General features: G+C 63.1%; 30 protein-coding genes and 1 tRNA gene. 30 read left to right on the top strand and 1 reads right to left on the bottom strand.

Annotation, left to right across the window (positions count from 1 at the left end; all coding sequences use genetic code 11):
* The first annotated feature begins 7 nt into the window (after positions 1–7).
* The 22 genes from JNB89_RS19255 (at position 8) to tatC (ending at position 16,652) form a co-directional block, all read left to right on the top strand.
* On the top strand, positions 8–1,111 hold the full coding sequence (locus JNB89_RS19255; protein WP_013340685.1) for an MlaA family lipoprotein: 1,104 nt from the start codon (positions 8–10) through the stop codon (positions 1,109–1,111).
* 138 nt (positions 1,112–1,249) lie between these two features.
* Complete coding sequence (locus JNB89_RS19250; RefSeq protein WP_013340684.1) at positions 1,250–1,882, top strand: MlaC/ttg2D family ABC transporter substrate-binding protein; 633 nt, start codon at positions 1,250–1,252, stop codon at positions 1,880–1,882.
* Positions 1,879–2,190 (top strand): STAS domain-containing protein, encoded by a 312-nt coding sequence (locus JNB89_RS19245; RefSeq protein ID WP_013340683.1) that lies wholly within the window; start codon positions 1,879–1,881, stop codon positions 2,188–2,190. Before JNB89_RS19250 ends, JNB89_RS19245 begins: the two co-directional genes overlap by 4 nt.
* 290 nt (positions 2,191–2,480) lie before the next feature.
* On the top strand, positions 2,481–3,413 hold the full coding sequence (locus tag JNB89_RS19240; RefSeq protein ID WP_013340682.1) for an ABC transporter ATP-binding protein: 933 nt from the start codon (positions 2,481–2,483) through the stop codon (positions 3,411–3,413).
* Positions 3,410–4,174, top strand: a complete 765-nt coding sequence (locus JNB89_RS19235) for an ABC transporter permease (RefSeq protein ID WP_013340681.1) — start codon at positions 3,410–3,412, stop codon at positions 4,172–4,174. The genes JNB89_RS19240 and JNB89_RS19235 overlap by 4 nt, the downstream gene beginning before the upstream one ends.
* A gap of 15 nt (positions 4,175–4,189) precedes the next feature.
* Positions 4,190–4,429, top strand: coding sequence for a BolA family protein (locus JNB89_RS19230; protein WP_006052280.1), 240 nt, complete (start codon positions 4,190–4,192; stop codon positions 4,427–4,429).
* Between the two features lie 111 nt (positions 4,430–4,540).
* Entirely contained in the window at positions 4,541–5,803 is a 1,263-nt protein-coding gene (murA, locus tag JNB89_RS19225) for a UDP-N-acetylglucosamine 1-carboxyvinyltransferase (protein ID WP_220363305.1), read from the top strand.
* The gene (gene hisG, locus JNB89_RS19220) at positions 5,800–6,498 is read left to right on the top strand and encodes an ATP phosphoribosyltransferase (RefSeq protein WP_220363304.1); all 699 of its coding nucleotides are present in this window, start codon (positions 5,800–5,802) and stop codon (positions 6,496–6,498) included. The genes murA and hisG overlap by 4 nt, the downstream gene beginning before the upstream one ends.
* 60 nt (positions 6,499–6,558) lie before the next feature.
* Complete coding sequence (hisD, locus tag JNB89_RS19215) at positions 6,559–7,881, top strand: histidinol dehydrogenase (protein WP_220363303.1); 1,323 nt, start codon at positions 6,559–6,561, stop codon at positions 7,879–7,881.
* 152 nt (positions 7,882–8,033) lie between these two features.
* Positions 8,034–9,104, top strand: coding sequence for a histidinol-phosphate transaminase (gene hisC, locus JNB89_RS19210; protein WP_220363302.1), 1,071 nt, complete (start codon positions 8,034–8,036; stop codon positions 9,102–9,104).
* Between the two features lie 63 nt (positions 9,105–9,167).
* The gene (gene hisB, locus JNB89_RS19205; protein WP_013340676.1) at positions 9,168–9,755 is read left to right on the top strand and encodes an imidazoleglycerol-phosphate dehydratase HisB; all 588 of its coding nucleotides are present in this window, start codon (positions 9,168–9,170) and stop codon (positions 9,753–9,755) included.
* A gap of 50 nt (positions 9,756–9,805) precedes the next feature.
* Complete coding sequence (locus JNB89_RS19200) at positions 9,806–10,426, top strand: YchE family NAAT transporter (protein WP_220363301.1); 621 nt, start codon at positions 9,806–9,808, stop codon at positions 10,424–10,426.
* On the top strand, positions 10,423–11,064 hold the full coding sequence (gene hisH, locus JNB89_RS19195; RefSeq protein WP_220363300.1) for an imidazole glycerol phosphate synthase subunit HisH: 642 nt from the start codon (positions 10,423–10,425) through the stop codon (positions 11,062–11,064). The genes JNB89_RS19200 and hisH overlap by 4 nt, the downstream gene beginning before the upstream one ends.
* Positions 11,065–11,278: 214 nt before the next feature.
* Positions 11,279–12,031, top strand: coding sequence for a 1-(5-phosphoribosyl)-5-[(5-phosphoribosylamino)methylideneamino]imidazole-4-carboxamide isomerase (hisA, locus tag JNB89_RS19190; protein WP_013340673.1), 753 nt, complete (start codon positions 11,279–11,281; stop codon positions 12,029–12,031).
* Positions 12,032–12,224: 193 nt separating this feature from the next.
* The gene (gene hisF, locus JNB89_RS19185; RefSeq protein WP_013340672.1) at positions 12,225–12,998 is read left to right on the top strand and encodes an imidazole glycerol phosphate synthase subunit HisF; all 774 of its coding nucleotides are present in this window, start codon (positions 12,225–12,227) and stop codon (positions 12,996–12,998) included.
* Position 12,999: 1 nt separating this feature from the next.
* A complete protein-coding gene (gene hisI / locus JNB89_RS19180; protein WP_013340671.1) occupies positions 13,000–13,410 on the top strand; it encodes a phosphoribosyl-AMP cyclohydrolase in 411 nt (136 codons plus the stop codon).
* On the top strand, positions 13,407–13,799 hold the full coding sequence (locus tag JNB89_RS19175; protein ID WP_220363299.1) for a phosphoribosyl-ATP diphosphatase: 393 nt from the start codon (positions 13,407–13,409) through the stop codon (positions 13,797–13,799). Before hisI ends, JNB89_RS19175 begins: the two co-directional genes overlap by 4 nt.
* Positions 13,800–13,922: 123 nt before the next feature.
* The gene (locus tag JNB89_RS19170) at positions 13,923–14,318 is read left to right on the top strand and encodes a DUF4870 family protein (protein WP_013340669.1); all 396 of its coding nucleotides are present in this window, start codon (positions 13,923–13,925) and stop codon (positions 14,316–14,318) included.
* 91 nt (positions 14,319–14,409) lie between these two features.
* The gene (locus JNB89_RS19165) at positions 14,410–14,775 is read left to right on the top strand and encodes a histidine triad nucleotide-binding protein (RefSeq protein ID WP_013340668.1); all 366 of its coding nucleotides are present in this window, start codon (positions 14,410–14,412) and stop codon (positions 14,773–14,775) included.
* A 262-nt stretch (positions 14,776–15,037) separates the two neighbouring features.
* Positions 15,038–15,277, top strand: a complete 240-nt coding sequence (gene tatA, locus JNB89_RS19160; RefSeq protein WP_013340667.1) for a Sec-independent protein translocase subunit TatA — start codon at positions 15,038–15,040, stop codon at positions 15,275–15,277.
* 39 nt (positions 15,278–15,316) lie between these two features.
* Positions 15,317–15,838: a Sec-independent protein translocase protein TatB gene (tatB, locus tag JNB89_RS19155; protein WP_220363298.1), complete on the top strand. Its 522-nt coding sequence runs from the start codon at positions 15,317–15,319 to the stop codon at positions 15,836–15,838.
* 34 nt (positions 15,839–15,872) lie between these two features.
* A complete protein-coding gene (gene tatC, locus JNB89_RS19150; protein ID WP_013340665.1) occupies positions 15,873–16,652 on the top strand; it encodes a twin-arginine translocase subunit TatC in 780 nt (259 codons plus the stop codon).
* 181 nt (positions 16,653–16,833) lie between these two features.
* On the opposite strand, the gene JNB89_RS19145 is transcribed toward tatC, so the two are convergent.
* Positions 16,834–18,048, bottom strand: coding sequence for a Do family serine endopeptidase (locus tag JNB89_RS19145; protein WP_027212928.1), 1,215 nt, complete (start codon positions 18,046–18,048; stop codon positions 16,834–16,836).
* A 19-nt stretch (positions 18,049–18,067) separates the two neighbouring features.
* On the opposite strand from JNB89_RS19145, the gene JNB89_RS19140 reads away from it, so the two are divergent.
* The 8 genes from JNB89_RS19140 to JNB89_RS19105 all read left to right on the top strand — a co-directional run bounded on the left by JNB89_RS19140 (position 18,068) and on the right by JNB89_RS19105 (position 24,573).
* Complete coding sequence (locus tag JNB89_RS19140) at positions 18,068–18,814, top strand: Nif3-like dinuclear metal center hexameric protein (RefSeq protein WP_013340663.1); 747 nt, start codon at positions 18,068–18,070, stop codon at positions 18,812–18,814.
* A gap of 228 nt (positions 18,815–19,042) precedes the next feature.
* Entirely contained in the window at positions 19,043–19,663 is a 621-nt protein-coding gene (gene petA, locus JNB89_RS19135; protein WP_013340662.1) for a ubiquinol-cytochrome c reductase iron-sulfur subunit, read from the top strand.
* Positions 19,663–21,042 carry a cytochrome b gene (locus JNB89_RS19130; protein ID WP_013340661.1) on the top strand — a complete coding sequence of 460 codons (1,380 nt, stop codon included), beginning with the start codon at positions 19,663–19,665 and terminating at the stop codon, positions 21,040–21,042. The genes petA and JNB89_RS19130 overlap by 1 nt, the downstream gene beginning before the upstream one ends.
* Before the next feature lie 23 nt (positions 21,043–21,065).
* The gene (locus tag JNB89_RS19125; protein ID WP_220363297.1) at positions 21,066–21,821 is read left to right on the top strand and encodes a cytochrome c1; all 756 of its coding nucleotides are present in this window, start codon (positions 21,066–21,068) and stop codon (positions 21,819–21,821) included.
* Between the two features lie 96 nt (positions 21,822–21,917).
* Complete coding sequence (locus JNB89_RS19120) at positions 21,918–22,529, top strand: glutathione S-transferase N-terminal domain-containing protein (RefSeq protein ID WP_006052302.1); 612 nt, start codon at positions 21,918–21,920, stop codon at positions 22,527–22,529.
* Between the two features lie 68 nt (positions 22,530–22,597).
* Entirely contained in the window at positions 22,598–23,125 is a 528-nt protein-coding gene (locus JNB89_RS19115) for a ClpXP protease specificity-enhancing factor (protein ID WP_135894979.1), read from the top strand.
* 19 nt (positions 23,126–23,144) lie between these two features.
* A tRNA-Thr gene (locus JNB89_RS19110) sits at positions 23,145–23,220 on the top strand.
* A 225-nt stretch (positions 23,221–23,445) separates the two neighbouring features.
* Positions 23,446–24,573: a methyltransferase gene (locus JNB89_RS19105; RefSeq protein WP_220363296.1), complete on the top strand. Its 1,128-nt coding sequence runs from the start codon at positions 23,446–23,448 to the stop codon at positions 24,571–24,573.
* Positions 24,574–24,725 lie beyond the last annotated feature (152 nt).

The raw sequence follows: 24,725 nt of genomic DNA, 5'->3' as shown, positions 1-24,725 counted from the left end.
AACAACAATGCAGACCTTACAGGCCGGAGGCGCGCGCGTCTTCCGGGTGGCCAGACTGGCCGTTGCGGCCGCGGCGCTCGCGGGTTGCACCACGGTGCAAACGCCGACCAAGGGCGATCCGCTCGAGGGGCTCAACCGCACCATCTTCACCGTCAACGACAAACTCGACCAGTACGCGCTGAAGCCGGTCGCCAAGGGCTACGTGTTCATCACGCCGCAGCCGGTGCGCGACAGCGTGACGAACTTCTTCTCGAATATCGGCGACGTCTATATTGCGGCCAACAACCTGCTGCAGTTGAAGATTACCGACGGCGTTCAGGACATCATGCGGATCGTGATCAACACGGTCTTCGGGGTCGGCGGCCTGTTCGACGTGGCGACGCTCGCCAAGCTGCCCAAGCACGACAACGACCTCGGGCTGACGCTCGGCCACTACGGCGTGCCGGCGGGGCCGTATCTGGTCCTGCCGCTGTTTGGCCCGAGCACCGTGCGCGACGCGGTCGGCTCGATCGGCAATTACTATGTCAACCCGCTCAGCTATGTCGATCCGGCAGGCTTGAGCTGGGCGCTGTATGGTCTGAACATCGTCAACACGCGCGCGAACCTGCTGAGTGCGAGCGACGTGCTGGAAGGCGCCGCGCTCGACAAGTATTCGTTCGTGCGTAATGCGTACTTGCAGCGCCGCCAGTATCTGCTGTCGGACGGCAAGCAGTCGCAGGCGCTGCCGAATTACGGCGATGAAGCGCCGCTGCCCAAGTACGACGACGTCGACGGCACGGCCGCCGGCGCGCCGGCTGGCGCAGTGACGGGAACCGCGGGAGCGGCGGGAACGGGCAGTGCTGCCGCGAAGGCGGGGGCCGCTTCCGGCGCGAGCGCCGCCACGGCGCCGCAGGCGGCTTCGGGCGCCGCGGCGGCGGAAAACGCGGCTAACGGCGCGGCCAATAACGGGACCAACGGCGGCGCCAACAGCGCAGCGGCGCCGCAAAACGCGTCGGGCAGCGCGGAGACACCGCCGCTCGACATCAACGGCGGTCCGGAGACCACGCAAATCCCGGCGGGGCAACTGGTGCCGCCCTCGCGCTTTAATTTTCCGTCGTTCAAGCTGCGTTGAGGTGCGTTGGCGTGCGTTGACGCAGGCGGTGCGGCCGTAACAGATCGATACGACTCTCGCAGTTTGCGCATGGATTGCCGCTGAACTCGCGTGTTAATGTCCGCTCAAACGGTTGCACTATTTTTTGTAAGGCTCGATATGAAAAAATTCTTCCTCTTTCCGTTGTTTGCCGCGCTGTTCTCGTTCATGAGCGCCGCAGCGTCGGCACAAGCTGTGGACAGCAGCGCACCGGACGTGCTCGTCAAGACGGTCACCGCCCAGGTGATCGACGCTGTGCGCGCCGACAAGTCGATCCAGCAGGGCGACATTTCGCATATCACGCGTCTCGTCAACGAAAAGATCCTGCCGTACACGGACTTTCGCCGCACCACGCAACTGGCGATGGGCCGCAACTGGCGCAGCGCGACGCCCGAGCAGCAATCGCAGGTGGTCGAGCAGTTCAAGATGCTGCTGATCCGCACGTATTCGGGCGCGCTCGCACAGGTGCGCGACCAGCAGATCCAGTACAAGCCGTTCCGCATGAACCCGGACGATACCGACACGGTGGTGCGTTCGGTGGTCATGAACAACGGTTCGCCGATCGAGCTCGACTATCGTCTTTATAAGACGCCGCAAGGCTGGCGCGTGTATGACATCAACGTGCTCGGCGCGTGGCTGATCCAGGCTTACCAGCAGCAGTTCAACGAGCAGATCCAGCAGAAGGGCGTCGACGGACTGATCCAGTTCCTCACGCAGCGCAACCAGCAACTCGCCGCAGGCAAGCAGTCGTGAGCGAAGTGCTGAGCCCGGTCGCCAATCGCTTCACGAGCGGCACGACGCTGACCCACGCGAGCGCGAGCGCCGCGCTCGCGGCGGGTCTCGAGCGGATCGCCGCAGGCGCGCGCGGCGTCGACTGCGCGCCGCTCACGCAGTTCGATTCGTCGGCGCTCGCTGTGCTACTCGCGTGGCGGCGGGCCGGCGAGGCGCGCGGCGGCGCGTTCGAAGTTCACAATCTGCCGGCCGGGTTGGCGAGCCTCGCGCATGCCTACGGCGTGGACACGCTGATCGCCGGCGCCGGTGATGGCGCGAGCCAGGGCTGAGCAAGCCCGCACCTGGCTGGCGTTTCTGTCGGCACTTCTGTTGCTACCCGGTGCTGCCAAACAGTGCGTCGCCAGGTTGACGCCGGCATTGTGTTGGCGCAGCCCGGCGCGCTGATCGCACGACCTCCAATCCCCCCACCTGAGATAGGGCCGTCAGGTTTTGCCCTATAATCAACCGTTTTTTGGGGCATGGTTCGGGCCACCCGACTCGCCTCAACTCCGTTTCTTTCCAGCATTTGTGCGCCCGCCCAGGGCTCTTTTAAGCGCCGCGACGCACGTGGCGCACTGTCATGTCAGCCATCGAAATTCGTAACGTCAAGAAGCGCTACAAGGACTTGCAGGCGCTCAAGGGCGTCAGCCTCACGGTAGAAGAAGGCGAGTTCTTCGGGCTGCTCGGTCCGAACGGCGCGGGCAAGACAACGCTCATCAGCATTCTCGCGGGCCTCGCGCGCGCGGACGAAGGCAGCATTGCCGTGCGCGGCCACGACGTGGTGGACGACTTTCGCGCAGCCCGTCGCGCGTTGGGCGTGGTGCCGCAGGAGCTCGTGTTCGATCCGTTCTTCACCGTGCGTGAAACCTTGCGCATTCAGTCGGGCTACTACGGGTTGCGCAACAACGACGCGTGGATCGACGAGATCATGGCCAACCTCGATCTCACGGACAAAGCCGACGCCAACATGCGCGCGCTGTCGGGTGGCATGAAGCGCCGCGTGCTGGTCGCGCAGGCGCTGGTGCACCGCCCGCCCGTCATCGTGCTGGACGAGCCGACCGCCGGTGTCGACGTCGAGCTGCGCCAGACGCTGTGGAAGTTCATTTCGCGTCTGAATCGCGAAGGGCATACCATCGTGCTGACCACGCACTATCTGGAAGAGGCGGAGTCGCTGTGCGACCGCATCGCGATGCTGCGTCGCGGCGAGGTAGTGGCGCTCGATCGCACGAGCACGCTGCTGCAACGCTTTGCCGGCATGCAGCTATTCGTGCGCTTCGCGCAGGGCGTTCTGCCCGCCGAACTGCGGCCGCTGGAAGCGGAAGGCGGCGCGGGCAACGGCAATAGCCGCCAGCATCTGCTGCGCCTCGCAAGCTACGACGACGTCGAGAAAATTCTCGCGCAATGCCGTGCGGCAGGCTGCACGTTCGAGGAAATCGAGGTCCGCAAGGCCGACCTCGAAGACGTATTCGTTCAGATCATGAACGGTCCGGAAGTGATCGAGGGACTCGCATGAGCGGCTATAGCGGTTTCGGCACGCTGTTCTACAAGGAAATACTGCGCTTCTGGAAGGTGTCGTTCCAGACGGTGCTTGCGCCCATCATCACGGCGCTGCTGTATCTCACCATTTTCGGCCACGCGCTGCGCAACCACGTGCAGGTTTATCCAGGCGTCGAATATACGAGCTTCCTCGTGCCGGGCCTCGTGATGATGAGCGTATTGCAGAATGCGTTCGCGAACAGTTCGTCGTCGCTGATCCAGTCGAAAATCACCGGAAATCTGGTGTTCGTGCTGCTGCCGCCGCTTTCGCACTACGAGATGTTCGCTGCCTACGTGCTCGCGGCGGTCGCGCGCGGTCTCGCGGTCGGCTTCGGGGTATTCATCGTGACGATCTGGTTCGTGCCGGTCAGCTTCACGGCGCCGCTCTACATCATTCTGTTTGCGATTTGCGGCGCGGCGATTCTCGGCACGCTCGGTCTGATCGCGGGCATCTGGGCCGAAAAGTTCGACCAGCTTGCCGCGTTCCAGAATTTCCTGATCATGCCGCTCACGTTTCTCTCGGGCGTGTTCTACTCGACGCATACGCTGCCGCCGGTGTGGCGCGAGGTGTCGCGGCTCAATCCCTTTTTCTACATGATCGACGGCTTTCGCTACGGTTTCTTCGGGATGTCGGATATCAATCCGCTCGAGAGCCTTGCGATTGTCGCCGGTTTCTTCGTGGTGCTGGCCGTGGTGGCGATGCGCATGCTCGCGTCCGGCTACAAGCTGCGCCACTGACGAGGAGCTTCTCTCATGTTGCCGACTCCCGAACAGGTCAAGCAATACATCGCTGCTGGACTCGCCTGCCAGCATCTCGAAGTCGAAGGCGACGGTCAGCATTTCTTTGCGACCATCGTTTCGCCGAGCTTCGAGGGCAAGCGGCTGATTCAGCGTCATCAACTCGTGTACGCGGCGCTCGGCGACCGCATGCGCGAGGAAATTCACGCGCTCAGCATGAAAACGCTGACGCCCGCCGAATGGCAGAACGCGTAATCTGGAAATTTAGTGCGAATTACTCAGGAAGGGCGCGACGCCGGCAGCGGCGCGCCGAACACAATTGAAGCAGTCCCGGCTCAGGGCCGGGTCGATCAGGAACAGACAGGCATGGACAAACTCGTCATTGAAGGTGGCTACCCGCTGTCGGGTGAGGTCGTTGTCTCGGGTGCGAAGAACGCGGCGTTGCCCATTCTGTGCGCGAGTCTACTGAGCGCGGAACCGGTGCAGCTCGACAACGTGCCCGATCTACAGGACGTGCGCACCATGCTCAAGCTGCTCGGGCAGATGGGCGTGCGCATTGAAAGCGGCGAGGGCCGCGTGTCGCTCGACGCGTCCAAAGTCGACAACCTCGTCGCGCCGTACGAAATGGTGAAGACCATGCGCGCGTCGATTCTCGTGCTCGGGCCGCTCGTCGCCCGGTTCGGCCACGCGCGGGTCTCGCTGCCCGGCGGCTGCGCAATCGGCGCGCGTCCGGTGGATCAGCACATCAAGGGCCTGCAGGCAATGGGCGCCGAGATCACGATCGAGCACGGCTTCATCGAAGCGCGCGCGAAGCGTCTGAAGGGCGCGCGCATCATCACCGACATGATCACGGTGACGGGCACCGAGAATCTGCTGATGGCGGCGGTGCTCGCCGAAGGCGAGACGGTCATCGAAAACGCGGCGCGGGAGCCCGAAGTGGGCGATCTGGCGCATCTGCTCGTGCAGATGGGCGCGAAAATCGAAGGCATCGGCACCGATCGTCTGGTGATTCAGGGCGTGGACAAGCTGCATGGCGCGACGCACACAGTGATTCCGGACCGCATTGAGGCCGGCACGTTCCTGTGCGCGGTGGCGGCCGCGGGCGGCGACGTCACGCTGCGCCGCGTGCGTCCGCAAATTCTGGAAGCGGTGACTGCGAAGCTGCGCGAAGCGGGCGTCACGATCGAGGAAGGCGACGACTGGATGCGCGTTCGCATGGACACGCGCCCGAGCGCGGTGTCGTTCCGCACGTCCGAATATCCGGCGTTCCCGACCGACATGCAGGCGCAATTCATGGCGCTGAACACGATCGCGCAAGGCAAGGCGCAGGTCGTCGAAACCATCTTCGAGAACCGCTTCATGCACGTGCAGGAGCTGAACCGCCTCGGCGCCAACATCACCACGGACGGCAAGACCGCGCTCGTCACGGGCGTGGACAAGCTCTCGGGCGCGAAGGTCATGGCGACGGATCTGCGCGCGTCGGCGAGTCTCGTCATCGCGGCGTTGCGCGCCGAAGGCGAAACGCTGATCGACCGCATCTACCATCTGGATCGCGGCTACGACCGCATGGAAAGCAAGCTGAACGCGATCGGCGCGAAGGTGCGCCGCATCTCCGGGAGCGAGGCATGAGCGCGACGCCGCAAACCTCGAGCTCTGCGGCAGTGAGCGCGCCGCTCACGCTGGCTTTGTCGAAGGGGCGTATCTTTGAGGAAACGTTGCCGCTTCTCGCCGCGGCCGGTATCGAAGTGGCCGAAGATCCGGAAAGCTCGCGCAAGCTGATCCTGCCGACCACCGACGCGAATCTGCGCGTGATCATCGTGCGCGCGACCGACGTGCCGACCTATGTGGAGTACGGCGCGGCCGACTTCGGCGTGGCGGGCAAGGACGTGCTGCTCGAACACGGCGGCAGCGGCCTGTATCAGCCGGTGGATCTGGACATCGCGCGCTGCCGCATGTCGGTCGCGGTGGCCGCGGGTTTCGACTATGCGAACGCGGTGCGCCAGGGCGCCCGCTTGCGCGTCGCGACCAAATACGTGGAGACGGCGCGTGAGCATTTTGCGGCCAAGGGCGTGCACGTGGACCTGATCAAGCTGTACGGTTCGATGGAACTGGCGCCGCTCGTCGGCCTGGCGGATGCGATCGTCGACCTGGTGAGCTCGGGCAATACCCTGCGCGCGAACAATCTCCTAGAGGTGGAGGAAATCATGCAGATTTCGTCACGCCTCGTTGTGAACCAGGCAGCGCTGAAGCTCAAGCGCGCGGCGTTGCGGCCGATTCTCGACGCGTTCGAACGCGCAACCAGAGCCGGCCTTGCCGCCGCCTGACACTGGATGGAACCAGTCTGAGCTTGCCTTAAAGCGCGCCTTACCGAAACGGATACCCGTATGTCTATCAAGATTCGCAAACTCGATTCTGCCGCTTCAGACTTCCGGAAGTCGCTGCACGCGGTGCTCGCGTTCGAGGCGAGCGAAGACGAAGCAATCGAGCGCTCAGTCGCGCAGATTCTGAGCGACGTGAAGGCGCGCGGCGACGCGGCGGTGCTCGAGTACACGAACCGCTTCGACCGGCTGAACGCACAGAACGTCGCGGCGCTGGAGTTGCCGATTGCGGAACTGGAAGCGGCGCTCGAAGGCCTGGAGCCGAAGCGCCGGGCCTCGCTCGAAGCCGCGGCAGCGCGCGTGCGCGGCTACCACGAGAAGCAGAAGATCGAATGCGGCAGCCATAGCTGGCAATACACGGAAGCCGACGGCACGGTGCTCGGCCAGAAGGTGACGCCGCTAGACCGCGCGGGCATCTACGTGCCGGGCGGCAAGGCGGCGTATCCGTCGTCGGTGCTGATGAATGCGATTCCGGCGCGCGTGGCGGGCGTGCGCGAAATCGTCATGGTCGTGCCGACACCTGACGGCGTGAAAAATCCGCTGGTGCTGGCGGCTGCCTTGCTCGGCGGCGTGGACCGCGTGTTTACCATCGGCGGCGCGCAAGCCGTGGCCGCGCTCGCGTACGGCACCGAAACCGTGCCCGCGGTCGACAAAATCTGCGGCCCGGGCAATGCTTTTGTAGCGTCGGCCAAGCGCCGCGTATTCGGCACGGTGGGCATCGACATGATTGCCGGGCCGTCTGAAATTCTGGTGCTGTGCGACGGCACGACTGATCCCCGCTGGGTTGCAATGGACCTGTTCTCGCAGGCCGAGCACGACGAACTCGCGCAGTCCATTCTGCTGTGTCCGGACGACGCGTTCATTGGCCGCGTGCAGGACGCCATCGACGAATTGCTGCCCACCATGCCGCGCCGCGACGTGATCCAGGCGTCGCTGGAAGGGCGCGGCGCGCTCGTCAAGGTGCGCGACATGGCCGAAGCCTGCGCGATTGCCAACGACATTGCGCCCGAGCACCTGGAAATTTCGGCGCTCGAGCCGCATCAGTGGGGGCAACTCATCCGCCATGCGGGCGCGATTTTCCTTGGCCGCTACACGAGCGAGAGTCTCGGCGACTATTGCGCCGGGCCGAACCATGTTCTGCCTACGTCGCGCACCGCACGGTTTTCGTCGCCGCTCGGGGTCTATGATTTCTTCAAGCGCTCGAGTCTGATCGAGGTGAGCGCGGAAGGCGCGCAAACGCTCGGCGAGATCGCTGCCGAGCTGGCTTACGGCGAAGGCTTGCCGGCGCACGCCCGCAGCGCGGAATACCGGATGCGCCAAGGTAGCTGAGCGGCGCAGCGCGGCCGCGCAGCAGGGGCGCCCGACGATAACGACAACACAGACCAACCCGGCGCGGCAGTCCTGCCGCGCAACGAGGCATGTCCGAAGCGTTCCATGCTCCCGACGGGGGCACCGTGCGCGCGGCACCGGCCGACTGAATTATGACGACACCTCAAGACATCATTCGCCAAGACGTGCTCGCGATGACGAGCTATCCCGTAGCGGACGCCACGGGCTACATCAAGCTCGACGCGATGGAAAATCCGTTTCCGCTGCCCCCCGTGCTGGCTGCGCATCTCGGCGAGCATCTGGCCGGCGTCGCGCTGAACCGTTACCCGGCGCCGCGCCCGGAAGCGCTCATCGACAAGATCAAGCGCGTGATGGGCGTGCCGGCCGGTTGCGACGTGCTGCTCGGCAACGGCTCGGACGAGATCATCAGCATGCTGTCTATCGCGTGCGCGAAGCCGGGGGCCAAGGTGCTCGCGCCGGTGCCGGGTTTCGTCATGTACCAGATGTCGGCGAAGCTCGCGAATCTCGAATTCGTCGGCGTGCCGCTGAACGCCGATTTCACGCTCGACACCGCCGCCATGCTCGCCGCAATCGCGGAGCACGAACCCGCGGTCATCTATCTGGCATACCCGAACAACCCGACCGGCACCTTGTTCGACGACTCGGACATGGAGCGCATCATCGCCGCCGCGACGAAGAGCCTTGTGGTAATCGACGAGGCTTATCAGCCGTTCGCGCAGCAAAGCTGGCTGCCGCGCGCCGACGCGTTCGACAACGTGGTGGTGATGCGCACGGTCTCGAAGCTCGGCCTCGCCGGCATCCGCCTCGGCTATCTGGTCGGCAAGCCCGCGTGGCTCACGGAACTGGACAAGGTGCGCCCGCCGTACAACACCAACGTGCTGACGCAGGCGGCGGCGGATTTCCTGCTGGATCACGTCGACGTGCTCGACTCGCAGGCGGAGAAATTGCGCGAAGAACGTGCGAAACTGGCAGCGGCTGTGGCTGAACTGCCGGGCGCCGAAGTGTTTCCGAGCGCCGGCAACTTCCTGCTGGTGCGCGTGCCCGACGCCTCCATTCTGTTTGAAACCCTGCTCACGGCGCGGGTTTTGATCAAAAACGTGAGTAAAATGCATCCATTGCTGGCCAATTGCGTGCGGTTGACCGTTGGTTCTCCCGACGAAAACGCCCAGTTGCTCGCCGCCCTGAAGCTCGTATTGCATTAAGCGGCGGCGTGCCGCTTCCCACCCACACTACTATCGCTTTCTAGCTCGATTCGAGGAATTACCATGCGCCTTGCGGAAGTCGTTCGCAATACCAGCGAAACGCAGATCCGTGTCAAGATCAATCTGGACGGCACCGGTCAGCAGAAGCTGGCCACCGGCGTGCCGTTTCTGGACCACATGCTCGACCAGATCGCGCGGCATGGCCTGTTCGACCTCGACATTGAAGCGCATGGCGACCTGCATATCGACGACCACCATACGGTCGAGGACACCGGCATTACGCTCGGCCAGGCGGTCGCCAAGGCAATCGGCGAGCGCAAGGGCATTCGCCGCTACGGCCATTCGTACGTGCCGCTCGACGAGGCGCTGTCGCGTGTCGTGATCGACTTCTCGGGCCGTCCGGGCCTGGAGTTCCATGTGCCGTTCACGCGCGCGCGCATCGGCACGTTCGACGTCGACCTGTCTATCGAATTCTTCCGCGGCTTCGTGAACCATGCGGGCGTGACGCTGCATATCGACAACTTGCGCGGTATCAACGCTCACCATCAGCTGGAAACGGTGTTCAAGGCTTTCGGCCGCGCGCTGCGCATGGCGGTGGAACTGGACGAACGCGCGGCGGGGCAGATTCCGTCGACCAAGGGCAGCCTCTAAGCGACTTATTTACCCGGACCGCGACGCGCTGCACGCGCGCCCGATGTTCAATGGATATTCTGAAGTCGTTTATTTCGCTGCTCGCGCTGATCAACCCGATCGGCGCGATTCCGTTCTTCATGAGTCTGACGGCGCTGCAGGGCGACGCCGAACGGCGAAGAACGATCCGGATCGCGGCTATTTCCGTGTTCTGCGTGATTTCGGTGACCACGTTGCTGGGACAGCAGATCATCAGCTTCTTTGGCATTTCGGTGGGCTCGCTTGAAGTGGGCGGCGGAATCATCATGTTGCTGATGGCAATCAACATGCTGAATGCGCAGATCGGCAACAGTCGTTCGACGCCCGAAGAACGCGACGAGGCCGAGCAGAAGGACAACATCGCCGTGGTGCCGCTTGCCATTCCGCTGTTGACCGGCCCCGGCGCGATCAGCACCACGATTGTCTATGCGGCGAACTCGCCGCACTGGTACGACCGGCTTGGTCTGATCCTGATCGGCGCCGTGCTGGCGGCGATCTGCTTTTTTTCGCTGCGTCTTGCCGAACCGATTGCCCGCTGGGTGGGTCGCACCGGTATCAACATCGGCACGCGGCTGATGGGTTTGATGTTGTCGGCGCTGGCGGTGGAGTTCATCGTCGACGGATTGAAGGCTTTGCTGCCTAACTTGAAATGAAAACTTCGATAGCGATTGTGGATTACGGCATGGGCAACCTGCGCTCGGTGGCGCAGGCGCTGCGCAAGGCCGCGCCGGAAGCGGACGTGGCGATCGTCGACCAGCCGGAAGAGATTCGCGCGGCCGACCGTGTGGTGCTGCCCGGCCAGGGCGCGATGCCCGACTGCATGCGCAGTCTCGCCGAATCGGGCTTGCAGGAAGCCGTGGTGGAAGCGTCGCGCACGAAGCCGCTAATGGGCGTGTGCGTCGGCGAGCAGATGCTGTTCGACTGGAGCGCGGAAGGCGACACGCCGGGCTTGGGCCTTCTGCCGGGCAAGGTGCTGCGTTTCGATCTGGAAGGCCGGGTGCAGGACGACGGCTCGCGCTTCAAGGTGCCGCAAATGGGCTGGAACCGCGTGCGTCAGGCGAAGCCGCATCCACTGTGGGACGGCGTGGCGGACAACGCGTTCTTCTACTTCGTGCATAGCTACTACGTGGTGCCGGACAATGCAGCGCATACGTCCGGCGAGACGGTGTACGGCGTGCCCTTTACCTCGGCGGTGGCGCGGGATAACATCTTCGCCACCCAATTTCACCCGGAAAAAAGCGCCGAAGCGGGACTGCGCGTGTATCGCAACTTCGTGCACTGGAACCCGTGAGCACCTTTATTCCGTCTGCCGCCGCGCGCTGTCCGGCCTCGTGCGGGGCCCTCGCCGCGCGCCGCAGCCGCGGCACCCCGATCGTGCCTTGCGCCGCCTGTGCGCAAGGGCGTCGAAAGAGTTGTACTAAACTAGCGGGACGGCGTTCTGGCGGGCTGGCCGACCAGCCGCCGTCGCCGACCTTCAACCCCTTCCCAGACAACACCCGATTGCTATGCTGCTGATCCCCGCCATCGACCTGAAAGATGGTCAGTGTGTACGCCTCAAACAGGGCGATATGGACCAGGCGACGATATTCTCCGAGGAACCGGCGGCGATGGCCCGACACTGGGTCGAACGCGGCGCGCGTCGTCTGCACCTCGTCGACCTTAACGGCGCGTTCGCCGGCAAGCCGAGGAATGAAGACGCGATTCGCGCGATTATCGAGGAAGTGGGCGGCGAGATTCCCGTGCAGCTTGGCGGCGGCATCCGCGACCTGAACACGATCGAGCGCTATCTCGACGACGGTCTCGAATATGTGATCATCGGCACGGCGGCAGTGAAAAATCCGGGCTTTCTGCAGGACGCGTGCACGGCATTCGGCGGCCATATCATCGTTGGGCTGGATGCGAAGGACGGCAAGGTCGCAACCGACGGTTGGAGCAAGCTGACCGGCCACGAAGTGGCGGATCTCGCGCGCAAGTTCGAGGACTACGGCTGCGAGTCGATCATTTACACCGACATCGGCCGCGACGGCATGCTCCAGGGCATCAATATCGAGGCGACAGTGCGCCTCGCGCGCGCCGTGAAGATTCCGGTGATCGCAAGCGGCGGCCTGTCGAATCTGACGGACATCGAGTCGCTGTGCGAAGTCGAGGACGAGGGCATTGAAGGCGTGATTTGCGGCCGGGCCATTTATTCGGGCGACCTGGACTTCGCAGCGGCGCAGACTCTGGCGGACCGGCTGCGCGAATCGGACGACGCCTGACGCGAGAAGCGCGCATCCCGCCTGTTCGCAGGCTGCGCGATTGGCGGCACAGCGGGCGGCGGCAACTGAGCCGCGTCTGCCCGCGAAGCGTCGCAGCCGCCCGCCGCCACGCGGCTCGCCACCCGGCACATCACCGCTCGCCTGCACCTGAAGCGAGCGGCCTCATCAGCGGTATTGGCTGAATTGCAAGATCATGGCTCTAGCTAAACGCATCATCCCCTGTCTCGACGTTACCGCCGGCCGCGTGGTCAAGGGCGTCAATTTCGTCGAGTTGCGCGACGCGGGCGACCCCGTCGAAATCGCGCGCCGTTACGACGATCAGGGCGCGGACGAACTCACCTTCCTCGACATTACCGCCACTTCCGACCAGCGCGATCTGATCCTGCCGATCATCGAAGCGGTGGCCTCGCAGGTCTTCATTCCGTTGACGGTCGGCGGCGGCGTGCGCGCCGTCGAAGACGTGCGGCGCCTGCTCAATGCCGGCGCGGACAAGATCAGCATGAACTCGTCGGCGGTCGCCAATCCGCAACTGGTGAAAGACGCCACCGACAAATACGGCTCGCAATGCATCGTCGTCGCGATCGACGCGAAGCGCGTGTCCGCAGAAGGCGAGCCGCCGCGCTGGGAAGTGTTCACGCATGGCGGGCGCAAGGCGACCGGCCTCGAGGCCGTCGAATGGGCGCGCAAGATGGCCGAACTCGGCGCCGGTGAAATTCTCCTGACCAGCATGGACCGCGACGGCACCAAAAGCGGTTTCGACCTCGCGCTCACGCGCGCGGTGTCCGACGCCGTGCCGGTTCCCGTCATCGCCTCCGGCGGCGTCGGCAATCTGCAGCACCTCGCGGACGGCATCAAGAGCGGCCATGCAGACGCCGTGCTTGCCGCCAGCATCTTTCACTACGGCGAACACACGGTCGGCGAGGCCAAGCGTTTCATGGCAGAGCAGGGCATTTCGGTGAGGTTGTGACGTGGTGAATCCTACGGCAGTCAATTGGCTCGACAAAGTGAAGTGGGACGCGAACGGCCTCGTGCCGGTCATCGCGCAGGAAGCGTCGACCAACGACGTGCTGATGTTCGCGTGGATGAACCGCGAGGCATTGGCGAAAACCATCGAACTGGGCCGCGCAGTGTATTTCTCGCGCTCGCGTCAGCGCCTGTGGTTCAAGGGCGAGGAATCGGGCCACGTACAGCATGTGCATGAAGTGCGGCTCGATTGCGACGAAGACGTCGTGTTGCTGAAAGTGGAGCAGGTGTCCGGCATTGCGTGCCACACCGGCCGCCACTCGTGCTTTTTCCAGAAATTCGAAGGCACCGCGGACGACGGCGACTGGGTCGCCGTCGATCCGGTGCTGAAAGACCCCGAACACATCTACAAATGACGCAAACCACTCAAGCCGCATCCGCCGCGCCCACGACGACCGACACGCTGATGCGCCTCGCGGCGATCATCGACAGCCGCAAGGGCGGCGACCCGGACGTGTCGTATGTGTCGCGCCTTTTCCACAAGGGCGACGACGCGGTGCTCAAGAAAATCGGCGAAGAGGCCACCGAAGTGGTACTGGCGGCCAAGGACACGCGCCACGGCGGCGAGACCCGCGCGCTAGTGGGCGAAGTCGCGGACCTATGGTTCCATTGTCTCGTGATGCTGTCACATTACGAGCTGAGCCCGGCCGACGTGCTCGCCGAGCTGGAGCGCCGCGAAGGCATGTCGGGCATCGAGGAAAAGGCGCTGCGCAAGAGCCGCGAGCGCGAGCAGAACGGCGACTGAGCGCGCTGTGTGCTCGTCCGGTGCGCTGGCGTTAGTATTTGCCGCACCGCCTTGAAGTGGTGAGCGCCGGTACCCACATTGCAGTGAACGCATCCGCACAACCCACTTCGGGAGGACGCAGCAATGGAACAGTCGCACGAGAGTTACCCGGCACCGGCTTACCGCCACACTATCGAGCCGGAGCGGGAACGCAGCCTGCGCACGCTCACGCATGTGCTGTACGCGCTGTATGCGGTCCACTGGCTGACGGGCGGGCTGACCATTCTGATCGCGATCATCATCAATTATGTGAAGCGCGGCGACGCGGCGGGCACGCCGTATGAACCGCACTTCGAGTGGCAGATCCGCACGTTCTGGATCGGGCTTCTGGGCTATGCGATTGGCGGGCTGCTGATCTTCGTCGTGATCGGCATTCCGCTGCTGTGGGCCGTCAGCATCTGGATGTTGTACCGTATTATCAAAGGCTGGCTGTATCTGTACGATAACAAGCCGCTTGTCAATCCGCGGGCGTGGTACTGAATTCGTCCGATGTTTAGCCGGACGGCGACGCGGTTCGCCGCGTCGTTCGAGATCACGTCTTGCGCTTTAGCCATACCGCTTCAGGAATGCGATGAGTCACGACCCGAATTGCCTCTTCTGCAAGATCGCCGCCGGCGAGATTCCCTCCACCAAAGTACATGAAGACGAAGAGTTTCTTGCGTTCCGCGACATCCGTCCGGCGGCCGAAACTCATGTGCTCGTCATTCCGCGCAAACACATCGCAACCCTGAGCGATTGCAGCGAAAGCGATGCGCCGCTGCTTGGTAGAATGCTTGTTTTGGTTGCGCGTCTGGCCGACCAATTGGGCGTGGCGTACACCGGTGGTGAAACCGGCTTCCGCACGGTCATCAATACCGGTCCGGGCGGCGGGCAAGAGGTGTATCACCTGCACGCGCACATTCTCGCCGGGCCGCGCCCCTGGCAGCGCATGGGCTGACGCGGCAGGCGCGCGCGAGCCGGCAGTGCCGGCCGTCGTCGGTCGGGCATGCATTATTTTTGCGGGACTGTAATTTTGGCGACGCGATTGTCTGTTCACAATACGCGCCGGATCATCGCGGTTCGGCGGCAAGTGCAGCAAATCGGCAAGGGTCGCAATGCTGCTGTAAGGTATAGCTGAGGCGCGTGCGCTTCCATTCAGGCCGCAAGGCTGACGAATTTTTGCCGCACCCTGTGCGGTGTCGGGGTCAAGGAGAGTAGTCATGGGTTCATTGAGCATTTGGCATTGGTTGATCGTGTTGCTGATCGTGGCGCTCGTGTTCGGCACGAAGAAGCTGCGCAACATCGGCGGGGATCTGGGTGGCGCCGTGAAGGGCTTCAAGGAAGGCATGCGGGAAAACGAAACCCCGTCGGCGGACGCGCAGCAGCGTGAACTGCCGCGCAACGGCGCGGTGGATGTGGAAGCCAAGGAAAAGACCCCGCGTTCGGGCGACTACCGCTAAGCCGCGGGCCAACCGCGTTACTGACGGACATTCCCCTCCATGCTGGACCTCGGTCTAACCAAGATGGCGCTGATCGGCGTCGTCGCTCTGGTCGTGCTCGGCCCTGAGCGGCTGCCGCGCGTCGCCCGCACGGCCGGCGCGCTGTTTGGACGCGCGCAGCGCTACATCAACGACGTGAAGGCGGAAGTCACGCGGGAAATAGAGCTAGACGAATTGCGTCGCATGAAAACCGAGTTCGAGACGGCGGCGAGCAATGTAGAAACCGCCGTCCAGGAAAACCTGCGCAAGCATGAAACCGAGTTGAACGACGCGTGGAACAGCGGCACGTCGGTGTCGCCCAGCATTGCGGGCGGCGCGATCGAAGACGCCGGCAACACTTCGTGGCCAACCAGCACCACGCCCGCCGCGACGACAAGGCGCAAGAACTGGCGCGTCAAGCAAACCGCCATGCCCACCTGGTACAAGCGCGCCACCACGCGCCGCACGCGCGTGCAGTCGGGCGCGGCGCGCGTGGCGCGGCATACGCCTGCCAGCATGCGTCGTCCGACGCGGTTTTTCTGATGACCAGAACGACAATCTCTAACCGAGGGCCGGTGTGAGCGACCCCCAGAATAGCCAGGAAGAAGGCACTGAAGAGACCTTCATTTCCCACCTCGTCGAATTGCGGGACCGCATCATCCGCGCGGGCCTTGCCGTCATCGTGGTGTTTGTCGGGCTGGTGTACTGGGCGCCGGATATCTTCCGGCTGCTGGCGCGCCCGCTCATGAACAACCTGCCGAAAGACGGCAAGATGATCGTGACCGACGTCACCGGCTCGTTCTTCGTGCCGATGAAAGTGACCATGCTGGTCGCCTTCGTGATCGCGTTGCCTTTCGTGCTGTACCAGATTTGGGCGTTCGTCGCGCCGGGTCTTTATCAGCACGAGAAAAAGCTCGTGGGGCCGCTGGTCGGCAGCAGCTACACGCTGTTCCTGTGCGGCATGGCGTTCGCGTATTTTGTCGTGTTTCCCACCATTTTCCGCGTGATGGCGCATTACAACGCGCCTCTCGGCGCGGAGATGACGACGGATATCGACAATTACCTGAGCTTCGTGCTCACCATGTTTATTGCATTCGGCGTGACGTTTGAAGTGCCGATTGTGGTGGTCCTGCTGGTGCGCATGAACGTGGTGACGCTGAAGAAGCTCAAGGAAGTGCGGCCGTACGTGATTGTCGGCGCGTTCGTGATTTCGGCTGTCGTTACGCCGCCCGACGTGTTCTCGCAGCTGATCCTGGCCATTCCGCTCGTCGTGCTGTACGAGGCGGGTATCATCGCGGCGCGGCTGATTGTCGGCAAGCAGCCTGCTGTAGTCGAGGACGCGAGTCCGCCCGGCTGATTAAGCAGCCCGGAGTATCGATCAGGTCCCTCGATTAACCGAGCAGCGAACAAAAAGGGCAGTCCGCGCGACGGACTGCCCTTTTTGTTTGCCTGCCGGCGTTCGACTGCTCCACCGTTTCGCCGCTCGGCTGCCGACGGGGCAGCCGACGCAGCGCCGGGTTCGCCGCGCGGCTCGCGCCTTAACCGCCTTCGTCGTCCTGCTGGTCGCTGTCTTCGACCGGCTGCTTCGGCGGCGGCGGCCGCTTGCCGATGATCACGTCCACATCCAGTTCGCGGTTCTTGCGCACCAGATGCACCTTCGCGGCCGTACCCGGCTTGATCTGTGCGATCACATTCAGCAAGCGGGTAGTGTCGGTGATTTCCTGGCCGTTCACGTTCATCAGAATGTCGCCCGGCTTGATGCCTGCGCGGTCGGCGGGGCCGTTCTTGAGCACGCCTGCCACGATTGCCCCCGACTTCTGGTCGAGTCCGAACGACTCCGCAATCTCCGGCGTGACGTCTTGCGGCTCCACGCCGATCCAGCCGCGCGTGACCGAGCCGGTGGTGATGATGCTCTCCAGCACGCTGCGCGCGGTCGACACGGGAATCGCAAAGCCAATGCCGAGCGAGCCGCCCGAGCGCGAGTAAATGGCTGTGTTGATACCCAACAGATTACCGTTCACGTCGACGAGGGCGCCGCCCGAGTTGCCGGGATTGATCGCCGCGTCAGTCTGAATGAAGTTTTCGAAGGTGTTGATGCCGAGGTGATTGCGCCCGAGCGCGCTCACGATACCCATGGTGACCGTCTGCCCCACGCCGAACGGATTGCCGATGGCCAGCACCACATCGCCTACGCGCGTCTGCTCCATGCGCCCGAGCGTGATGGTGGGCAGGTTCGTCATGTTGACCTTCAGCACGGCGAGATCCGTTTCGGGATCGATGCCGATGACCTTCGCATTCGTGGTGCGGCCGTCGGCGAGGGCGATTTCGATCTGATCTGCACCGTCGACAACGTGCTGGTTCGTTAGAATGTACCCTTCCGAACTCACGATTACCCCGGAGCCCAGGTTCGCGGCCGGTTGCTCGCGCTGCTTGCGATTGTTCTTGTCGCCGAAGAAGTAGCGGAACAGCGGGTCTTTCGCACGCGGATCCGGCGGCAGTGAGCCATCTTTGCTGGAAAACACATTGACGACCGCGGGCATGGCCTTTTGGGCGGCGTCCGCGTAGGACGTCGTTGCAGGCCCGCTGCCAATGCCAGGCGCCACTTCCCGCAGCGCGACGATCGGTTCGGCAAGCTGCTTGCCGAATTGCCCTTGACGCTGGAGCCACTGCGGTTTCAGGGTCGCGATGATGAACATCAGCGCCAACAGCACAGTCACCGCTTGGGCGAAGAACAGCCAGAAGCGTCTAAGCATCTGAAGACTAGAGGTTTATATGGATCGGATCGAACTTGAATTGTACTTGAACAATCTCCTTGAAACCGCGCGCTTCAAGGACTATTGCCCGAACGGCCTGCAAGTGGAGGGGCGCCGCAAGATCGGCAAACTCGCGACCGGCGTGACGGCCTCGGTGGCCTTTCTCGAAGCGGCGCTCGATTGGGGCGCGGACGCGGTGCTGGTCCACCACGGCTACTTCTGGCGCAACGAGGCGCCGCAGATCACCGGCCGCAAGTACGCGCGCCTGAAACTGCTGCTCGGCAACGACCTGAACCTCTTCGCCTATCACCTGCCGCTCGACGATCATCCGGAACTCGGCAACAACGCGCAGATCGCCGCGAAGATGGGTTGGATCAGCGACGCGCGCTTCGGCGAGAACGACCTCGGCTGGCTTGCCACGTTTGCGATGCCGATCACGCTCGCGCACTTCACCGCCGAGATCGAGCAGACGCTCGGCCGCACGCCGCTCGTGTTCGGCGATCAGGACCGCATGTTGCGCCGGGTCGCATGGTGCACCGGCGCCGCGCAAGGCATGTTCGACGCGGCGATCAACGCTGGCGCCGATGTCTACCTGACGGGCGAGGTGTCGGAGTCGGTCATGCACACGTCGGCGGAAAGCGGCGTTGCGTTTCTCGCGGCAGGTCATCACGCAACGGAGCGCTTCGGCGTGCAGGCGGTGGGCAAGCACCTCTCCGAGCAGTTCGATATCGAGCACCTCTTTATCGATATCCCGAATCCCGTTTAAGCGTCGAAATAGCAAATACGCATTAGCGAAGAAAAAAGCTCGAATAACGGAGGGAGCACTTAAAAGGAGGTGTGAAAAAGTTTGCGATACGTACGGAGAAACCCTGAGTTATCAAGGGCTTCGCACGGTTTTTGGCAATCGGCCCTTGTAAATGGCGACTCCATTCGAGCAAACTAGCGGCGGTAGAAGCGACCTGAAGGAAAATCCAACTCAGAAGTGGGGCGTGTGATGCGAGACAAGGAAGATGAACGCGTCGACGGCAGCCGCCGTACCTGGCTGATAGCGACGACCGTAGCAGGTGGCATTGGAGGCGTTGCCACTGTCGTACCCTTTGTTAGTTCGTTTGCACCATCTGAAAAAGCCAAGGCAGCCGGAGCACCGGTCGAAGTGGATATCAGTGATCTCAAACCTGGGGACATGAAAACCGTCGCGTGGCGCGGCAAACCAGTTTGGATCATCAACCGCACGGAGAAGATGCTCGCCGACGTCAAGAAGGCGGATAACGAGTTAGCCGACCCCGAGAGCAAGAATCCCTTTTCGATGCCGTTGCCGGAGTACTGCAACAACGAATTCCGTTCGCGCACCGACCACAAGAATATTTTTGTCGCCGTCGCTGTCTGCACGCATCTCGGCTGCACGCCGACGCCGCGCTTCCAGGAGGGCGCGCAGCCTAACCTGCCGGACGACTGGCCAGGCGGTTTCCTCTGCCCTTGCCACGGTTCGACCTATGACATGGCCGGCCGCGTCTTCAAGAACAAACCTGCGCCGCAGAACCTCGACATCCCGCCTTACATGTTCACCTCGGCCAACGGCCTCGTGATCGGCAAGGACGAGAAAGGAGAAGCGTAATGGCGATCGAACATGAAGTAGAGACGACCGGGCTCGTCGGCTGGCTCGACCGGCGCTTTCCGTTCACGTCCACCTGGAAAAAGCACGTTTCCGAGTACTACGCGCCGAAGAACTTCAACTTCTGGTACTTCTTCGGCTCGCTTGCGCTGCTGGTGCTGGTCAACCAGATCGTCACGGGCATCTTCCTCACGATGAACTACAAGCCCGACGCAACGCTCGCGTTCGCGTCGGTCGAGTACATCATGCGCGAAGTGCCGTGGGGCTGGCTGATCCGCTATATGCATTCCACGGGCGCCTCGATGTTCTTCGTGGTCGTTTATCTGCACATGTTCCGCGGGCTCATGTACGGCTCATACCGCAAGCCGCGCGAACTGGTGTGGATTTTCGGCTGCGCGATTTTTCTGTGCCTGATGGCGGAGGCGTTTTTCGGCTACCTGCTGCCGTGGGGCCAGATGTCGTTCTGGGGCGCGCAGGTGATCGTGAATCTGTTCTCGGCCATTCCGTTCATCGGTCCTGATCTGTCGCTGTGGATTCGTGGCGACTACGTGGTGTCGGACGTCACGCTGAACCGCTTCTTCGCATTTCACGTGATCGCGATTCCTCTCGTGCTGCTCGGGCTGGTGGTCGCGCATCTCGTCGCGCTGCACGAAGTGGGTTCGAACAATCCGGACGGCATCGAAATCAAGGCCAAGAAGGGCCCGGACGGCATTCCGCTCGACGGCATTCCGTTCCACCCGTACTACTCGGTGCACGATTTCATGGGGGTGTCCGTGTTCCTCATGATCTTCGCGGCCATCATTTTCTTTGCACCGGAGATGGGCGGGTACTTCCTCGAGGCGAACAACTTCGTGCCGGCCAACCCGCTGCAAACGCCGCCCGAAATCGCGCCGGTCTGGTACTTCACCGCGTTCTACGCGATGCTGCGCGCCACCACCGACCCGTTCAAGATCGTCCTGATGATCGTCATCGCGCTGCTCGGCCTGCTCGCGCTGGTGCGCGCGCGCGGCAAATGGAGGCTCGGCTTGCCGGTGCTCGCGGTGCTGGTGATTCTCGCCATGGCGTTCACCGAGTCGAAGTTCTGGGGCGTGGTGGTGATGGGCGGCGCGGTAATTTCGCTGTTCTTCCTGCCTTGGCTCGACCGCTCGCCGGTCAAGTCGATCCGTTACCGGCCGTTTTTCCACAAAGTGTTCTACGGAATTTTCGTGGTCGCCTTCCTGACGCTGGGCTTCCTCGGCACGAAACCGCCGTCGCCGACCGCCACGTTGATTGCGCAGGTTTGCGCGCTGATCTACTTCGCGTTTTTCCTCGGCATGCCGTTCTGGACGCGGCTTGGCACCTTCAGGCAACCGCCTGAGCGTGTGCGCTACAAGCCCCACTAACCGCGAGCGAGGAGAACACGAAGATGAGAAAGCTGCTTTCGACGTGCGCGCTGATCGGCGCGACACTGCTCGCGCTTGTGGGCGGCCCGGCGTACGCGGACGAGAACGTTCATCTCGACCGCGCGCCGGATAACGCGGACAATTTCGCTTCTTTGCAGCACGGCGCGCAATTGTTTGTAAACTACTGCCTGAATTGCCACAGCGCGAACCTGGTGCGCTACAACCGGCTGACCGATCTCGGCATCACGCCGAGCGAAATTCAGTCGAATCTGCTCTTCACGACCGACAAGATCGGCAACACGATGACGGTGGCCATGCGCCCGGACGACGCGAAGGCGTGGTTCGGCGCGAGTCCGCCGGATTTGTCGGTGGAAGCGCGGGCGCGCGGCAAGGACTGGCTGTACACGTATTTGCGCAGCTTTTATCGCGACAATACGCGGCCAACGGGCTGGAACAACCTGGTGTATGAAAACGTGAGCATGCCTCACGTGCTGTGGCAGCTTCAGGGGCAACGTACCGCGAAGTTCGGTGACGAAGTCGACGAAAAAACAGGCGAGACGGTGCACAAATTTGTGGGCTTCCAGCAGGTCACGCCGGGGACGATGTCGCCGGTAGATTATGATTCTGCTGTGGCCGACCTTGTGTCGTACCTGTCATGGATGTCCGAGCCGACGCAGAAAACCCGCAAGCAACTTGGCGTGTGGGTGCTGCTGTTCCTCGGTATTCTGAGCTTTTTCGCCTGGCGACTGAACGCCGCGTACTGGAAACATATCAAATAATCACGCCGCTACACGGCGTGGGGCCGGCGCCAGGAAAAACCTGTTGAACGGTTTTTCCGCGCGCTGGCCCTTCAGCTTTTTGAGGAAACGTAAATCATGATGGTTCTGTATTCCGGCACTACTTGCCCGTTCTCCCAGCGTTGCCGGCTGGTGTTGTTCGAAAAGGGCATGGACTTCGAGATCCGCGACGTCGACCTGTTTAACAAGCCGGAAGACATCGCCGTGATGAATCCGTATGGTCAAGTGCCGATTCTCGTCGAACGGGACCTGATTCTGTACGAATCGAACATCATCAACGAGTATATCGACGAGCGCTTTCCGCACCCGCAGCTGATGCCGGCCGATCCGGTGCAGCGTGCGCGCGCGCGCCTGTTCCTGCTGAACTTCGAAAAGGAACTGTTCGTCCACGTCGGCACGCTCGAAAACGAAAAGGGCAAGGCCGCGGAGAAAAATCACGAGAAAGCGCGCCTGGCTATTCGCGACCGCCTGACGCAACTCGCGCCGATCTTCCTGAAGAACAAGTACATGCTCGGCGAAGAGTTCTCCATGCTCGACGTCGCCATTGCACCGCTGCTGTGGCGTCTGGATCACTACGGCATCGAGCTGTCGAAGAACGCCGCGCCGCTCATGAAGTACGCCGAGCGCATTTTTAGCCGTCCGGCTTACATCGAGGCGCTCACGCCTTCGGAAAAGGTAATGCGTCGTTGAGTTGAGCTTTGGGTTCGGGCGCGCGCGGCTGCCTGCGCGCCTGCCCGCGCCCGGTAAAAGGACTGCTGATGCAAGAGATTTCCACCAAGCCTTATCTGCTGCGCGCGCTGTACGAGTGGTGCACGGATAACGGCTACACGCCGCACATCGCCGTGCGCGTCGACAATCACACGCGTGTGCCGCGCCAGTTCGTGCGCGAGAACGAGATCGTGTTGAACATCAGCTTCGAGGCCACAAGCCAGCTGCAGATGGGCAACGAATGGATAGAGTTCAGCGCCCGCTTCTCCGGCAAATCGCACAAGATCGAGGTGCCGGTCGGCAATGTCCTCGCGATCTACGCGCGCGAAAACGGGCAGGGCATGGCGTTCCAGGTCGAGTCCGCGGGCGGCGAGGCGCGCGATTCGGGTGCGGACGCTGAAGCCGTGGAGCCGGCCGCGGCCCCGGCCACGCCTGCCACGCCGGCCACACCGCGCGCGGTCGACAGTCCGTCCGCCGCGGATGCCCCCGCCGACGCTGAGCGTTCCCCGGAAGGCGAGCCGCCCGACGACGACGGTTCGAAAGGTGGCGGAAGGGCTCGCCTCAAGCTCGTAAAATGAAGTAGAATCACGGCCTCATGCCGGCTTAGCTCATCAGGTAGAGCGCTTGACTTGTAATCATGAGGTGGCGGGTTCGAGTCCTGCAGCCGGCACCAGTAGTGCGAAACGGGGTTTCTGTTCAATCAGGAACCCCGTTTTTTATTGGCCAATCAGCGCTTTGTAGCGTATGCGGTGAGCACGGGCGAGGGCTAAAATCGCCATATCTCTTTCACCTTGTCGATTGTGGACGAAACTGTCTACGTTCGCCGAGCCTGACCCACTGTGCGTTACCGCTGAAAGTGCGCCGTGACGCGCCCGCGCTTTCGTCAAACGACCTCACCATGACCAGCCCCGCAAGCATCACCTGGCCCGAAGCCGACGGCCCCCGCACCGCACGTTGGCGCTCCGAAGCGGCGGTGCCGCCGCCCAAGCGCGTGATCGTCGCCGACGACCGGACCACCGCAGATTCCGCCTACCGGCTCGCGTGCGAAGGCACGGCGCTGCTATGGAACGGCGACTTCCAGAACGCGCGGCAATTGCTGCAGGCGGTCACGCGTCGCCTTGAACGCAAGCAGCGCAAGCAGGGGGCGACGCCTCTCGAAGCGTTCAACCTGCACCGTCAGACGCAGTCGCAGCGCGCGCGTACCCTCGGCATGATCCTGATTCCGCTCGACGCCGGCTATGCGATTCCGCTGCGCCGTGCGCCCGATGTTCGCGAAGCGTGCATGGAAACCTACGGGCCGCCGACCGGCGAGGCATCGGTCGTGTCGTTGCGCGAGTTGCTCGGCTTGATCGGCGCGCACGAATGGCGCAAGAAGGGCGTGGAGATTCCGGCGCTCGGCGAGCGGATCCATCCGCATTACGGCGTGTTCTCGCCGGTGCGCGGCGAGTACGTGGATCTCGTCGCGCGCACGCCGCTGCCGTCGTTGAACAAGGCGTTCGACGTCGGCACCGGCACCGGTGTGCTGGCTGCGCTGCTCGCCAAACGCGGAGTCAAGAAGATTGTCGCGACCGACCAGGACCCGAGGGCGCTTGCGTGCGCACGCGAGAATCTTGCGCGTCTCGGCTACGGGCAGCAAGTCGACGTCGTACAGGCCGATCTCTTTCCGGAGGGGCGCGCGCCGCTCGTCGTCTGCAATCCGCCGTGGGTGCCGGCGCGGCCCGCTTCGCCGATCGAGCATGCGGTTTTCGATCCCGACAGCCGGATGCTGCTCGGCTTCCTCAATGGCCTTGCGGAGCACCTGTCGCCGGGCGGCGAAGGCTGGCTCATTCTCTCGGACTTCGCCGAGCATCTCGGGCTGCGCACACGCGAGTGGCTGCTCGCCGCTATCGAGAAGGCGGGGCTGACGGTGGCCGGGCGCGAGGACATTCGCCCACGGCACCCGAAGTCGACCGACGAGAGCGATGCGCTGCACAAGGCGCGGGTGGCGGAACTCACTTCGCTGTGGCGGTTGAAGGCGCGTTCGTGATGCGGGTGGAAAAGCGGGGGCTGCGAAGCGGTAGTCGGTGAAGGAGGGGAGCGGGTGGGGCCGTGGCAGCCTTTAAGGGGTTGTGAGCGGTTCGCACACCGGCCATGCCATGGTGCGGGCGCTGCGTCAGGCTACGTCGAGTCGCGCTGCGT

Origin of the sequence: Paraburkholderia phenoliruptrix (assembly GCF_019511605.1) — a bacterium.
Classification (GTDB): Bacteria; Pseudomonadota; Gammaproteobacteria; order Burkholderiales; family Burkholderiaceae; genus Paraburkholderia; species Paraburkholderia phenoliruptrix_A.
Note: the sequence above shows the minus strand (reverse complement) of the source record. Positions and strands in the feature narration are given on the sequence as shown.